At 66.1% G+C, this 14,320-nt stretch carries 11 protein-coding genes and 1 pseudogene; 9 read left to right on the plus strand and 3 right to left on the minus strand.

Features of this window, described 5'->3' with window-relative positions:
• The 4 genes and pseudogenes from VGI62_RS07500 to lpdA form a co-directional block, all read left to right on the plus strand.
• Positions 1-190, plus strand: a pseudogene (locus VGI62_RS07500) (3-methyl-2-oxobutanoate dehydrogenase (2-methylpropanoyl-transferring) subunit alpha); the annotation flags it as partial.
• A 1-nt stretch (position 191) separates the two neighbouring features.
• Positions 192-1,205, plus strand: coding sequence for an alpha-ketoacid dehydrogenase subunit beta (locus VGI62_RS07505; protein WP_331503782.1), 1,014 nt, complete (start codon positions 192-194; stop codon positions 1,203-1,205).
• A 3-nt stretch (positions 1,206-1,208) separates the two neighbouring features.
• Entirely contained in the window at positions 1,209-2,495 is a 1,287-nt protein-coding gene (locus VGI62_RS07510; RefSeq protein WP_331503783.1) for a dihydrolipoamide acetyltransferase family protein, read from the plus strand.
• Between the two features lie 2 nt (positions 2,496-2,497).
• A complete protein-coding gene (gene lpdA, locus VGI62_RS07515) occupies positions 2,498-3,895 on the plus strand; it encodes a dihydrolipoyl dehydrogenase (RefSeq protein WP_331503784.1) in 1,398 nt (465 codons plus the stop codon).
• Between the two features lie 28 nt (positions 3,896-3,923).
• Here the strand turns inward: lpdA and VGI62_RS07520 are convergent, their stop codons facing one another.
• Together VGI62_RS07520 and VGI62_RS07525 are read right to left on the minus strand one after the other, a co-directional pair.
• A complete protein-coding gene (locus tag VGI62_RS07520) occupies positions 3,924-5,078 on the minus strand; it encodes an FAD-binding oxidoreductase (RefSeq protein WP_331503785.1) in 1,155 nt (384 codons plus the stop codon).
• Positions 5,075-6,412: an MFS transporter gene (locus tag VGI62_RS07525; RefSeq protein ID WP_331503786.1), complete on the minus strand. Its 1,338-nt coding sequence runs from the start codon at positions 6,410-6,412 to the stop codon at positions 5,075-5,077. The genes VGI62_RS07520 and VGI62_RS07525 overlap by 4 nt, the downstream gene beginning before the upstream one ends.
• A gap of 87 nt (positions 6,413-6,499) precedes the next feature.
• On the opposite strand from VGI62_RS07525, the gene VGI62_RS07530 reads away from it, so the two are divergent.
• The gene (locus VGI62_RS07530; RefSeq protein WP_331503792.1) at positions 6,500-7,951 is read left to right on the plus strand and encodes a M81 family metallopeptidase; all 1,452 of its coding nucleotides are present in this window, start codon (positions 6,500-6,502) and stop codon (positions 7,949-7,951) included.
• Here VGI62_RS07530 and VGI62_RS07535 read toward each other — a convergent pair.
• Positions 7,914-8,618, minus strand: coding sequence for an XRE family transcriptional regulator (locus VGI62_RS07535; protein ID WP_331503787.1), 705 nt, complete (start codon positions 8,616-8,618; stop codon positions 7,914-7,916). The two genes, VGI62_RS07530 and VGI62_RS07535, sit on opposite strands and share 38 nt — an antisense overlap.
• Positions 8,619-8,937: 319 nt before the next feature.
• Here VGI62_RS07535 and VGI62_RS07540 point away from each other — a divergent pair, with 319 nt between their 5' ends.
• The 4 genes from VGI62_RS07540 to VGI62_RS07555 form a co-directional block, all read left to right on the plus strand.
• On the plus strand, positions 8,938-10,935 hold the full coding sequence (locus VGI62_RS07540) for a serine hydrolase domain-containing protein (RefSeq protein WP_331503788.1): 1,998 nt from the start codon (positions 8,938-8,940) through the stop codon (positions 10,933-10,935).
• 14 nt (positions 10,936-10,949) lie between these two features.
• Complete coding sequence (locus tag VGI62_RS07545; protein ID WP_331503789.1) at positions 10,950-12,932, plus strand: serine hydrolase domain-containing protein; 1,983 nt, start codon at positions 10,950-10,952, stop codon at positions 12,930-12,932.
• 7 nt (positions 12,933-12,939) lie between these two features.
• Positions 12,940-13,890 carry an ornithine cyclodeaminase family protein gene (locus VGI62_RS07550; RefSeq protein WP_331503790.1) on the plus strand — a complete coding sequence of 317 codons (951 nt, stop codon included), beginning with the start codon at positions 12,940-12,942 and terminating at the stop codon, positions 13,888-13,890.
• A 34-nt stretch (positions 13,891-13,924) separates the two neighbouring features.
• A partial coding sequence (locus VGI62_RS07555; RefSeq protein ID WP_331503791.1) for a hypothetical protein occupies positions 13,925-14,320 on the plus strand: 396 nt, incomplete at its 3' end.

Genomic DNA, 14,320 nt, shown 5'->3' on the forward strand with positions numbered 1-14,320 from the left:
CGAATGGGACGAGCCGCGCCACCAGGCTCTGCAGACCGAGCTTGCCGAAGCCGTCCGTGCGGCGGTGAAGGAGGGCGAGGCCGTGGGCTGCCTTGGAAAGTCCAAGCCCAGCGTGCGCGAAATGTTCGAAGGCGTCTTCAAAGATCCCGACTGGCGGCTGATCGAGCAACGGCGCGAGCTGGGGATCTGACATGCCGACCATGAACATGATCCAGGCCCTGAACTCCGCGCTCGATGTCGTCCTGACCGAAGACCCCGATACCCTGGTCTTCGGCGAGGATGTGGGTTTCTTCGGTGGCGTCTTCAGGGTGACGGAGGGCCTCCAGAAAAAGCACGGCGTGACCCGATGCTTTGACGCCCCGATCTCCGAGGGCGGCATCGTCGCGACCGCGATCGGCATGGGCGCCTATGGGTTGCGGCCGGTCATCGAAATCCAGTTCGCCGACTACATCCTGCCGGCCTACGACCAGCTGGTCTCCGAAGCGGCGCGGCTGCGCTATCGCTCGAATGGAGAGTTCTTTGCGCCGCTCACGGTGCGCGCGCCCTACGGCGGCGGCATCTTCGGCGGCCAGACCCACAGCCAAAGTCCCGAAGCGATCTTCGCCCACATCACCGGCCTCAAAACCGTCATCCCTTCCAATCCCTACGATGCGAAGGGCTTGCTGATCGCTGCGATCGAAGACGATGACCCGGTGATCTTCCTGGAGCCTAAGCGGATCTACAACGGACCTTTCGACGGACGTCTTGACCAGAACCTCAAGGTCTGGGCCGGCGAGCCGACGGCGGAGGTTCCCGAGGGGCGCTACAGGATTCCGCTGGGCAAGGCCGCCATCGTGCGGGAGGGCCTCGACGTCACGGTGATCGCCTACGGCACCATGGTCCACGTGGCGCAGGCCGGCATCGCGGAAAGCGGGGTGGACGCCGAATTGATCGATCTACGCTGCATCGTTCCGCTGGATATCGAGACCATCGTCGCCTCGGTGCGCAAGACCGGGCGCTGCGTGATCCTGCACGAGGCCTCCCGCTTCGGCGGGTTCGGCGGTGAGCTCTCCGCGCTCATCCAGGAGCGCTGCTTCTATCACCTGAAGAGTCCGATCGAGCGGGTGGCCGGCTGGGACACGCCTTACCCCCACGCGTTCGAGTGGGACTATTTCCCCGGACCGAAGCGCCTGGCCGCGGCCCTGATGCGCACGATGGCGGCTTAAGGCATGGGCCGATATCTCTTCCGCCTTCCCGACGTCGGCGAGGGTGTCGCCGAGGCGGAGATCGTCGCCTGGCACGTCCAGCCCGGCGCCCGGATCCAGGAAGACCAGGCGCTGGTCGATGTGATGACCGACAAGGCGACGGTCGAAATGACCTCTCCAGTGGATGGCGTGGTGGTGACCCTGCACGGCGAAATGGGCGCCATGGCGCCGGTGGGCTCGGTGCTGGTGGAAATCGAAGTGGAAGGCGCCGGCGAGGTCGATGTGGCGCCCGCGGCGGCGGCCCCGGTCACGAGGCCTCCGGCGATAGCGCCGCCGGTGGAGACAGCGCCGGCCGCCCAGGTCCGAAACACCGCGCCCTCCACCGTTAAGGCCATGGCGCAGCCTGGCCAATCTGCCGCCTTCGCAACCCGTACGCCCGGTGAGGCGCCGCTGGCGTCCCCGGCGACGCGGGCCCGCGCGCACGAGCTGGGAATCCTCCTTCAGTTCGTCCCCGGCACGGGACCCGCGGGACGCATCACCCCACAGGATCTCGACGCCTATATCGCCAGCGGCGGTCAGGTGGGCGGCCAGGACGCGCGCTACCAAGCGAAGGCGGGGACTAAGGAGGTCCGCATCCTGGGGCTGCGACGCCGCATCGCCGAGAAGATGCAGGAGTCGAAGCGCCGGATTCCGCACTTCGGCTATGTCGAGGAATTCGATCTGACGGAGCTGGAAGCTCTACGCGAGGACCTCAACGCCAACCGCAAGGATGGTGAGCCGAAACTCACCCTTCTGCCCTTCTTCATGCGGGCCTTGGTTGGTGTCCTGCCGGACTTCCCACAAATCAATGCGCGCTACGACGACGAGGCGGGGATCCTGCACACGTCTGAAGGTGTGCACGTCGGCATTGCGACGCAGACGCCGGGCGGGCTGATGGTTCCGGTCGTCACCCATACCGAGGCCCGAGACCTCTGGGGATGCGCGGCCGAACTCTCCCGCGTCACGACCGCAGCCCGAGACGGCAGCGCCACCCGCGAGGAGCTCACCGGGTCGACCATCACACTGACCAGCCTCGGGGCACTGGGCGGCGTCGCGGCGACACCGGTGATCAACCATCCGGAGGTGGCGATCGTCGGGCCTAACAAGCTGATCGAACGACCCATGGTCCAGGCGGGTCATATCGTTGTCCGCAAGATGATGAACGTCTCGTCGTCCTTCGATCACCGGATCGTCGACGGCTTTGACGCCGCGCGGTTCATCCAGCAGCTCAAGCGGCGCATCGAGCATCCCGCGCTCATTTTCGTGGACTGACCATGCCGCAGACGCTGAAGACGAAGGTGCTTGTGGTGGGCGGCGGTCCGGGTGGCTACGTCGCCGCGATCCGCGCCGCCCAGCTCGGCCTTCAGACCGTCTTGGTCGAGGCCGAGCGCCTGGGCGGAACCTGCCTCATCCGCGGGTGCATCCCCTCAAAGGCGCTGATCCACGCTGCGAGCCTCTATGCAGAGATGGCGGAGACCGCCGCTTCCGGGCGCTTCGGCATCCACCTGAAGTCGAAGCCCCAGCTTGATTTCGCCGAGACCCTCGAATGGAAAGAGGGTGTCGTCGACAAGTTGAACGCTGGCGTCGCCGGGCTCTTGAAACGCGGCAAGGTCACGGTCTTGTCCGGCTGGGCGACCTTCACTGACGCCAAGACCTGCACGGTCGCCTGCGCGGAAGGGCCGATCGAGGTCACCGCCGAACACGTGATCCTGGCCACGGGGTCCGTGCCGGTGGAGCTGCCCGCTCTGCCTTTCGGCGGTTCGGTCATTTCCTCAACGGAGGCGCTGGCGCTTTCGCAGCTTCCGAAGCGCCTGGTGGTCGTCGGCGCCGGCTACATCGGCCTGGAGCTGGGCATCGCCTACGCCAAGCTCGGATCCGAAGTCTCCATCGTGGAGCTGCAGGACCGCATCCTGCCGCTCTACGACAGTAAGCTCGTCGAGCCGGTGCGCCGCTGGCTCGACCGAAATGGCGTAACTCTGCACCTGGGCGCCCGGGCGCTCGGCCATGACGGAAACGCCCTCGCCATAGAAACCGCCGGCGGCGAGCGGCTTTCTCTGCCGGCAGACCGAGTGCTGGTCACCGTCGGTCGACGGCCGAACACGAGGGGCTGGGGCCTCGAGGCCACTGGGGTGGCTATGAACGGGCCGTTCGTGAAGGTGGATGACCGATGCGCCACCTCGACCACCAACGTGTGGGCGATCGGCGATCTGGTTGGCGAGCCGATGCTGGCCCACAAGGCGTCCGCCCAAGGCGAGTTGGTAGCCGAGATCATCGCCGGCGCGCGTCGGCGCTTCGATCCGATAGCCGTCGCCGCCGTCTGCTTCACGGAGCCGGAGATCGTCAGCGTCGGCATCGGCCCGGACGAGGCGCCCGGCGGTGTGGAGTTAGTGACCGGCCAATTCCCGTTCCAGGCCAATGGTCGCGCGCTTTCAATGGACGCCGGCGCCGACGGCGGTTTTGTCCGCGTTGTGGCGCGCAAATCGGATCACCGGATACTCGGCATCCAGGCCGTTGGGCGTCATGTTTCTGAGCTGTCCGCCCAGTTCGCGACCTTGATGGAAATGGGCGCGGTTCTTGAGGACGTGGCTGGGGTCATCCATGTCCACCCGACCTTGAGCGAGGCGGTGCACGAGAGCGCGCTTAAGGCGCTCGGGTACGCGATCCACATCTGATCGACGTCAGAGCCGCGTTTCGATCTACTCAGTCATCCTGAGCGGACGCCAGGCTCTCGATGAAGCGACCCGGCCGAAGATCGTCGGCATTCACACCGAACTGCGCCAAATCGTCAGGCGTCGACTGGCCCAGCACAAGAGCACAGGCGAGGGCGCCCATGGCCGGCGCCGTCTGGATGCCGTATCCGCCCTGGCCGGCGAGCCAGAAGAAGCCGGGCGCATCGGGTGCGTATCCGACCACGGGACTGCGATCGGCCACGAAGCTCCGAAGGCCGGCCCAGCTTCGGCGTATGCGATGCACCTCCAGCGTAGTCGCCCCCTGAACCCGATCGACAGCGATCGCGATATCGAGTTCCTCGGGCTGGGCGTCGCAGGGGTCCGATGGCGTCTCGTCTCCCGGCGACAGGAGAAGGGCCCCAGCGTCGGGCCGGAAGTAGAACTGTTCGTCGACGTCGATCACCATCGGCCACTCGTCGCTGTTCGACCCTTCGGGCGCGGAGACGATCAGCGCAGTTCGGCGGTTCGGCTGGAGGCCCACCGTTTTGACACCCGCCAGCCGCGCGACCACATCGGCCCACGCCCCGGCGGCGTTGATCACCACCCTGGCCTCGATTTGGGCGTCGGGCGTCTCGACAAGCCATCCCGTCGGCTGCCTGGAAAGACGAACGACTTCCGCATTGACGAGCAGTTCGCCGCCCCTGGCTTTGAGCTGGCGAAGCCAGCCCTGATGCAGGACATCGACGTCCACGTCGGCGGAACCGGTCTCGACCGCCGCGCCGGCGATGTAGTCCTCTTGCAAGATCGGGCACTCGGCCCTGGCTTGCGCGGCGGTCAGGCGACGAATCGCCGGCGCCACGTCCGGGAGGGCGCAAAAGGCCTCGAGTTTCGCCAGCTGCGCCGCCGAGGCGATATGCATTGCGCCGCGCGGGCGGACGATCGCTGCGTCGGCGAAACCCTGCGGCGGCGAATACAGGAACTTGCGGCTAGCCCGGGACAGAGCGCGGATCGGCCCGCTTCCATAGATCTCGGAAAACAGCGCCGCGGAGCGCCCGGTCGAATGCATGCCGGGAAAGGACTCGCGCTCCAGGACGATCACGTCCTGCGTCTGAGCGAGCGCGGCGGCGACCGAGGCGCCTGCGATCCCGGCGCCGATAACGACGACGTCGGCAGTGGTCTTACTCATGTCCTATCGATCTTTCGGGCGGCCGCCAGGGCGGTCCGGTAAAGTACGGTCGCGAGAATGGCAGCGGGAAGCGCGACCGCCGAAATCGCTGCGCCGACGGCGGCGGGATCATGAAGGACGTGCTCCAGGATCAGCGCCGGGAGGGCCGCTCCCAGGGCGAGGCCAAGCCCGATATTGATCAGCGAGACGACGCTGACGCTTAGCCCGCGGGCGTCGCCCGGAGCCAGTTCCTGCAGGACGGTGATCCCGACCGCCTGGCCCGTGGTCGAGGCGAAAATCCAAACCCCGGCAAGCGCGAAAACCAGGGGGGGCGCCGGCGCCAGGAAAAAGAGGGTGCTGACCACGCCGGCGACCATGGCGCCCACGGCGAGGATCAGGCGGGAAGATGCGCCGCCACGCTTGACCATCCGGTCGGCGACGATCCCGGCCCCGGCCGAGCCCAAGACGCCGCCGACGATCACCACTCCACCCAGCACGCCGCCGATCTCGGCGACGCCGACGCCAAAGCGCCGCGTCAAGAGCGTCGGAACCCAGTTCAGGATGGCGAAATCGCACATGCTGCTCAGGCCCATGGCGGCGTAGAGAGGCAGAAGCACGGGCCACAGCAGGGCCAGGCGCCGGGCGGCGTCACGGAGCGGAACAGGCTTGCCAGAGGCGCCGGCGATCAGGTGGCGGCGCTTTGGCTCCGGGACGCTCAGCGCCAGCCCGGCCACGGGCATTCCAAGCAGACCCAGGATCACCAGGCCCGCGCGCCAGGGTGCAAGGCCACCCACGATCGGCATGCCGCGCAGCGCGCCGGATTCCGCGGCCTGGAGGATGAGGCCGCCCAGCGCGAGCGCCACGCCCCCACCCACGATCATGCCCATCAGGAACGTGCCGGTGGCGGCGCCGCGGCGATTGACCGGGAAGCTGTCGGTGATGATCGACATCGCCGCCGGCGCGAGCGCGGCTTCACCGATGCCGACGGCGGCCCGCGCTGCGAACAGGCTGCCGAACGATGTCGCGTAGCCGCACGCCACGGTCGCCAGGCTCCAGATGACGATGCCGGTGACGATCACCAGCCGGCGGGGCAGGGTGTCGGCGGCGCGGCCCAGCCCGACGCCCGCGACCGCGTAGATCAGCGCAAACGCTGCGCCTTGCAGCAGGCCGATCTGGACGTCCGTGGCGTGCAGGTCCGCCCGGATCGGATCGACAAGCAGGCTCAGGATCTGCCGGTCGCTGTAGGACAGCACCGCGGCGATGCAAAACACCCCCACGGCCCACCACGCACGGGATGGGGTTGGCCAGGGGGCGTCCCTGGCCACGGAGCCATCGGGGTTGGAGGTCGTCATCATCGTTGAATCGGTCACTGGGGTCGGATACGATTTGGCATATCTGAAAACAGTTTTCTACAACCGAAATCTAGGAGACATGGTTTGCGCGTGTTCGCGGCGGGCCTGCAGCTCGAGACAAACACTTTCGCCCCGTGGCCGACGGGGACGAGGGCCTTTGAAGAAGGCGGTGTTCGCCGCGGCGCCGGCGTGCTCACCGGGCAAGGCCCCGATCACAAGACGGCGCAGCTGTGGCGCGACCTTTGCGCCCGCGACGGGCACGAGTTCGTGGCGGGCCTGTTCGGCTGGGCCCAGCCTTCCGGACCTGTTGTGCAGGCGGTCTATGAAGGTTTTCGCGACGAGATCCTGTCCGAACTTCGCTCCCAGGGCCCGTTCGACATCGTCCTGCTGTTCCTTCACGGGGCCATGGTGTCGACAGCCTGCGATGACTGCGAGGCAGACCTCGCGCGACGGGTGCGCGAGGTCGCAGGCGATAGTCTCGTGATCGGCGTCGAACTCGATCCGCACTGTCACCTGACGCAGCCGCTCGTCGATGTCGCCGACGCGGTCATTCTCATGAAGCACTATCCGCACGACGATTACCTTGAGCGCGGAACCGAGCTGTACAATCTCTGTCTGGCGAAGGCCCGTGCCGAGGCCCAGCCCACATCAGCGCTCTTCGATTGCCGGATGGTGGGCTTCTACCCGACGACCCAACAGCCGATGGCCGCGTTCGTCGAACGCTTCGGGGAGGTTGAGCGCCAGCCTGGCGTTTTGTCCGTCAGTTTCGCTCACGGCTTTCCTTGGGGGGACACGCCGGACACCGGCTCGCGGGTATTGGTCATTACGGACGGCGACCCGCAGCTTGCGATCCGTCTGAGCCGGCAGATCGGCATGGAGATCTACGCCGCCCGCGAGGCGCTTCTGCCGCGATTTCCGGGTGTCGAGGCGGCGTTGGACGAGGCCTTGGCGACGGCAGGACTGGTCGTGTTGGCCGACACCGCCGACAATGCCGGCGGGGGCGCTCCCGGGGACAATACCAGCCTCCTGAAGGCGATGCTGGACCGAAAGATCACCTCAGCCGCCCTGGGCGCGATCTGGGATCCGATCGCTGCGGCGGCCTGCGCGGACGCCGGCGTCGGGGCGAGGTTGAAACTGCGGGTCGGCGGAAAATCCGGAGCGTCGTCGGCTCAACCGCTGGACGTCGAGGCGACCGTGAAGGCAGTCCGCGAGCGACATGACCAGACCGGCCTTGGAGATTCCCGGACCGCAATGGGTTTGTCGGTGTGGATTGAGGTGAACGGGATCGACGTGGTGCTCAATTCCATTCGGACCCAGGTCTTTTCACCGGACGCCTTTACGGGCCTCGGCATCGACCTGCTGACCAAGGAGATCGTCGCCGTAAAATCGAGCCAGCATTTCTACGGCGGGTTCGCGCCGATCGCCTCGAAGGTGATCCGAGTGGCGACACATGGTGCGATCCAGATGGATTTTGCAGCCTTGCCCTACGCCAAGAAGGCGGACCTCAACTTCTACCCGCGTGTCGCTGATCCGCTCGCTTGACGATCTTCAGAGGCTTGAGCGCTTCTGAGTGGGGCGCCGGCGGCTGACCGTCCGGCGCGGCATCCTGACCCCCGGAGGCCGCCATCAGCTGGGATTCGTCTCCCGAGCAGATCGACATGACCCGAGCCCGGCCGGGGCCCACATTGACGTAGACGTGCCCCATTCCGCTGTCGAAATAAATGGAATCGCCGGTTTCAAGAACAACCGGCGCGTACAGGTCGGAATGAAGTTCGACGGTTCCTTCGAGAACGTAGGCGTATTCTTCGCCGGGGTGCCGGATCATCTCACTGAATTCAGCGGTAGATCGCGCGTGGACCTCCGCGATCAGCGGTACAAATCTCTTGTTCAGCAGATCCGTGGCGCAGAAGGTCGTGACGTAGGTTTCCGTCTCGATCACCCGGCCTTCGCCGGCGCGGGTAATGCTGCGCCGCCCGGTCGCCAGGGAGAGCGACGGCGTCACCTCAGAGGAAAAAAGCTGGCCGATATCAATGTCTAGTCCGCGGCTGATTCGGGCCAATTTGTCGTAGCTGAGCGACATCTTGTCGTTTTCCACTTTCGACAACGTCGAAACCGGCAATCCCGTGCGTCGGCTGACTTCAGCCAGGGTCCAGCCGTTCGCGAGCCGCAGCCCCTTCAGAACCGATCCTGGCTTTGCTTTTGTATGCACGGGCCTTCAGCTCCACATCTGCTTCCCGCAACCCTACTACGTGCTCGGGCGACAGGTCCAACGCCCCGGGGGCGAGCGGCTTAAGTCTTGCACTCTTTGGTTAAGTTTCGTTGTAAGCGGATTTATGTCCAAATCGGAAACAGCTTGCGATACGGGAAATCGTGTGAGCTGATCGCCGCTGTCGATCGGTGGGCCGGGCGATAGAAACCACGGAGTGGGGGGCAAGCGCCGCGAGGCGACTGCCCCCGAGTCGGAGGTTTTGAGTTTTCAGCATCTCAGGGGGCGTTGAGGGATGAATCCGCTATCAAGGATGGTGGCGATGGGCGCGATGCTCGTCGCCCTCGGAGGTTTCGCCGCCGCGCCGGCGAGCCAGTCTCCCACGACCCTGGCGCCGACCCCGATCGTCCCTGTTCCTTTAGCCGGGCCGCACGGGGCGGATAGCGCCGCAGCCCCGGCCGCGGCAGCCGGCCATACGCTCACCGCGCAGGACGTCGCAGCCTATTTCGACGGCCTGGCGCCGGACGCGATCAACCGCGCCAACATCGCCGGCGCGGTCATCGTCGTCGTGAAGGACGGGCAGCCGCTGTTTGCGCGTGGCTATGGCCTCTCGGACGTCAAGGCGAGGACGCCGGTCGATCCGGACAAGACCCTCTTCCGGCCCGGCTCGATCTCCAAGACCTTCACCTGGACGGCGGTCATGCAACTGGTCGAAGCCGGCAAGATCGACCTCGACGCCGACATCAACCAGTACCTCGACTTCAAGATTCCGCCCCGCGACGGCAAGCCGATCACTATGCGGAATCTGATGACCCACACGCCCGGGTTCTCCGACGCCGCCAAGGACCTGATCTTCACCAACCCCAAGGCGCTGAAAAGCCTGGGCGCGACGCTGAACGGCACCACGCCGGCGCGCATCTTCGCGCCTGGGACAACGCCCGCCTATTCGAACTACGGCGCGGCCCTGGCCGGCTATATCGTGGAGCGAGTGTCCGGCGAGCCGTTCGCCGACTACATCGCCCACCACATTCTCAGCCCACTGGGCATGACCCGATCGACCTTCGTCCAGCCGCTGCCGGACGGTTGGTCGGCGAACATGTCGAAGGGCTATCGCGTGGCCACGAGCCCGCCGGGCGCGTTTGAGCTTGTCGGGCCCTCGCCCGCCGGCTCGATGACGACGACGGGGTCCGACATGGCCCGCTTCATGATCGCTCACCTGCAGGATGGAGAATATCAAGGCCAGCGCATCCTGGCGGCGAAGACCGCCGAGACCATGCACAGCCTGCAGTTCGCGCCGGTTCCCTCGCTTCCGGGCATGGCGCTTGGGTTCTATCAGGAGCCGGCCAACGGGCATCGCGTGATCGGTCACGCCGGCGATTCAGCCTTGTTCCATAGCGACATGCATCTGTACCTCGACGATCACGTCGGTCTGTTCATCTCGCTCAACAGCGCGGGCAGCGCGGGCGCGGCGCACACCATCCGCGCCTCGGTCTTCAAGGGCTTTACCGACCGCTATTTCCCCGCAGCGCCGGCGCCGGCGCCGGCGACCTGGAAGAACGCCAAGGCCGACGGGCAGACGCTCGCAGGGCGTTATATTGACAGCCGCCGCTCCGACTCCGGCTGGCTGAGGCTTCCCGGTTTTCTGCTGGGGCAGGCGAAGGTCACTGTTGACCCAAAGGGCGTTGTGACGGTCTCGGCGTTCCGCGGCCTGAACAACGTGCCCAAGCATTGGCGCGAGGTCGGGCCGTTCCAGTATCAGGAGGTCGGAGGCGATAGCCGGATGGCCGCCGTCGTCGAGGGCGGCAAGGTCATAAGGATCATGACCGACGACGAGCCGCCGGTGCTGTCACTCCAGCCTGTTTCGCCGGCGATGTCGGCGACATGGAACCTGCCGCTGTTCTACCTGACGATGGGAATCCTGACGCTCGCCGCGGTCACATGGCCCGCTGCGGCGATCATCCGCAGACGCTATGGCCACACCTTCGAACTGACGGGCCGGGCGGCGCTGCTCTACCGGCTGACCCGGGCCATCTGCTTGGTTAACCTGGCTTTCGCGGGCCTATGGTTCTGGTTCATGACGCATCAAAGTCCCGATTGGCTGAGCAGCAGCAACGACGGGATCATCCGCCTGATCCAGCTCGTGGGCCTGGTGGGCGTCGTGGGCGTCGTCGCACCTGTCGCGAATGTCGCCACCGTGTTTGCGGACGGCGAGCGCAGCTGGTGGGCCAAGGTCTCGAGTGTCGGGATCGCGGCCGCTTGCCTTGCGTGCATCTGGTTCGCATTCAGCCTGCACCTGATCACCCTGAAAATCGCCTACTGAGCCGGCCGTAGAATATGAACCTGTTCGCAAAGATCGCTGCGGTTGTCGGGACGTGCCTCGCGCTTGGAGGCTTCGCGTCCGCGCCGGCGAGTTCGTCGCCCACGACACCTGCAGCAAGCGCGATCGCCTCAGCCCCAGCGACCGCACACCCGCTGACGGCCGAGGATGTCGCGGCCTATTTCGACGGCATGCTGCCCTCGGAGATGGAGCGCGCCGATATCGCGGGCGTCATCATCGTCGTCGTCAAGGACGGGAAGCCGCTGTTCGAGCGGGGCTACGGCCTCGCGGACGTCAAGTCGGGACGGCCGGTCGAGCCCGACGCGACCCTGTTCCGCCCCGGCTCCATTTCGAAGCTGTTCACCTGGACCGCAGTTATGCAGCTGGTCGAGGCTGGCAAGATCGACCTCGACGCCGACATCAATCGATACCTCGATTTCAAGGTCCCGCCTTACGACGGCAAGCCGATGACCATGCGGCAACTGATGACCCACTCCGCGGGCTTCGCCGATGCGTCCAAGGATCTTTTCCCGCCGGATCTTAAGCACCTCAAGTCGATGAGCCAGATGCGCGAGGTCGCGATGCCTGCGCGCATCTTCGCGCCCGGGAGCACACCTGCCTATTCGAATTATGGCGCGTCTCTCGCCGGTTACATCGTCCAGCGCGTGTCGGGAGAGCGCTTCGAGGATTACATCGCTCACCATATCTTCGCGCCGCTCGGCATGGCCCATTCGACCTTTGAGCAGCCGTTGCCGCAGGGCTGGTCGGCGAACATGTCGAAAGGCTACCGGACAGCGTCCGGCCACCCGGGTCCGTTCGAGCTCGTCCAGATGCCGCCCGCAGGCGCCCTGGCGACGACGGGGTCGGACCTGAGCCGCTTCATGATCGCTCATCTGCAGGACGGAGAATTCCAGGGCCAACGCATCCTGGGCGCCAAGACGGCGGAATATATGCACAGCCTGCAGTTCCAGCCGGTTCCGCAGCTCCCCGGTATGGCGCTTGGTTTCTATCAGGAGCCTGCGAACGGACACCGGGTGATTGGCCACGCCGGGGACACCGGCCTGTTCCACAGCGACCTGCACCTCTACCTGGACGACAACGTCGGCCTGTACATCTCGCTAAACAGCGCCGGCACGGGCGGGGCGGGTTCACTGGGCAGCGGGCTGCGCACCTCCGTCTTCAGAGGGTTCTCGAACCGCTACTTCCCCGCGACTCGGAGTGACGCAATCCCGACATGGTCCAACGCCAAGGCCGACGGCCAAACCCTGTCAGGCTATTACATCGACACCGGCCGCTCCGAGGCCAGCTGGACGCGAATTCGCAGCTTCCTGTTGGGGCAGACGAAGGTCGCCTCGGACAACGACGGCGTCGTCACTATCTCGTCCTATCGCGGCGTGAACCATCAACTCCAGCGCTGGCGCGAAATCGGCCCCTTCCAATACCAGGCGATCGGCAGCGCCAGCCGCATGGCCGCGGTCGTCCGGGATGGCAAGGTCAGCCTGATCATGCGCGACGACTACCCGCCGGTGGAGGCCCTGCAACCCGTGCCGGCCACCCTGTCGGCGTCCTGGAACCTGCCGCTGCTCTATCTCAGCGGCGCCATCCTGGCGATTGCGGCGCTGACCTGGCCGCTGAGCGCGATCATCCGCGGGCGTTACGGCCACCGCTTCGAGCTGTCCGCAGGAGCGGCCACGCTCTACAGGCTCACCCGGGCGGTCTGCTGCGGATATCTGGCATTCGGCTACCTCTGGTACTGGCTCCTGACCAAGGGCGGGCATGCGTCGAGCGGCAGCGATTGGATCGTTCGGCTGATCCAACTTCTTGGAGTGGTCTGCCTGGTTGGGACCATCGCGCCCTTGCTGAATGTCCGGACAGTATTTGCTGATCCTGCACGGAGCTGGTGGGCCAAGGTCTCGAGCGTTGCGATCGCGGCGGCCTGCCTGGCGGCCATCTGGTTCGTTGCGAGCCTGCACCTGATCACCCTCAACATCGCTTACTGAGACCGACATGCAGCCTAGATTCATCGGCCGTGAAGAGATCCGGCAGGTCCTAACCTTCGAAGCCTGCACATCGCTCATGCGCGATGCGATGGTCGCGGTCTCGAGCGGCGGCATCAACCAGCCGCCGCGCCAGATCCTGCCGCTGACCAGCGGGCGCGGCGCATTCGGGATCATGCCGGGGGTGATCGCTGACGACCGGTTCGGCGCCAAGCTGATCAGCGCATTCAGCCATCCGCAGGGCTCGTCGCTTCCGGCGCACCAGGGCTTGGTGGTGCTGTTCGATCCCGAAACAGGATCGCCTGTCTGCATTCTCGACGCCGGCGAGATCACCCGGATCCGCACAGCCGCGGCAAGCGCGCTGGCGACCGAAACCCTGGCCCGTTCCGACGCCGGCGACCTTTTGGTCCTCGGCACGGGCGAACAGGCCGAGGCTCACATCCGGGCGATCGTCGCACTCCGGCCGCTTCGTCGGATCGTCGTTTGGGGGCGCAACGCAGACCATGCGCGGCATCTGGCCCAGGCGCTGGCCGCGGAGGACGGGCTCGCAGTCGAAGTCGCTGAAGACCTGGCGTCTGCCGCCGCCGCGGCCGACATCATCTGCACCACGACGGGCTCAGCGGAACCGGTTCTCGCAGGCGCCTGGCTAACCGACGGCGCACACGTGAACATCGTGGGGTCCAGCAGGCTGGGCCCAACGGAGGTTGACGATGACCTGGTGGTGCGCGCCCGCTACTTCGCCGACAGCCGGCCCAACGTGCTGGCCCAGGGGACGGAATTACGCCGGGCCGTGGAGTCGGGACGAATCGATGACAGCCACATCGCCGGCGAAATCGGCGAAGTGCTTGCGGGCAAGGTCGAAGGCCGACGGTCGGCCTCGGAAGTGACCGCCTACAAATCTCTCGGATGCGTCGCCCAGGACCTATGGGCCGGATGGCACGTCTTCCGAACTCTCTCTTGAACACCACAAAACGATCAATTCCTGAAGGTCTCCAATGATGCCGAAGCTTCCGGGCGCCGCGCGCCTGTTTACCGCCGCCCTGTCCGCCGCGACGATGTTGACGCCGTGGCACGCGAGCGCCGCGCCGCGCCAGCTCGCTCACGACTTCACGATCGAGCAGGTGCTCAGCGCGCCGTTCCCCTCCAGCCTGATCGCCGCCGAGCAGGGCGGGCGCGTGGCGTGGGTCTTCGATAAGGACGGCAGCCGCAACGTCTGGGTCGCCGAACCCGGTGCGAACGGCGCCTTCACGGCGCGCCCGATCAGCGCCTACGTGGGCGACGAAGGCGTCGATCTTGGCGAACTGGACTGGACCCCCGATGGCCGCCAGGTCGTCTATTCGCGGGGCGGCAGCCTGGAGGGCGGCGGTCCGGTGAACACCCTGAGCAAACCT

It is taken from the genome of Phenylobacterium sp., from assembly GCF_036495085.1.
In the GTDB taxonomy this organism is placed as follows: domain Bacteria; phylum Pseudomonadota; class Alphaproteobacteria; order Caulobacterales; family Caulobacteraceae; genus Phenylobacterium.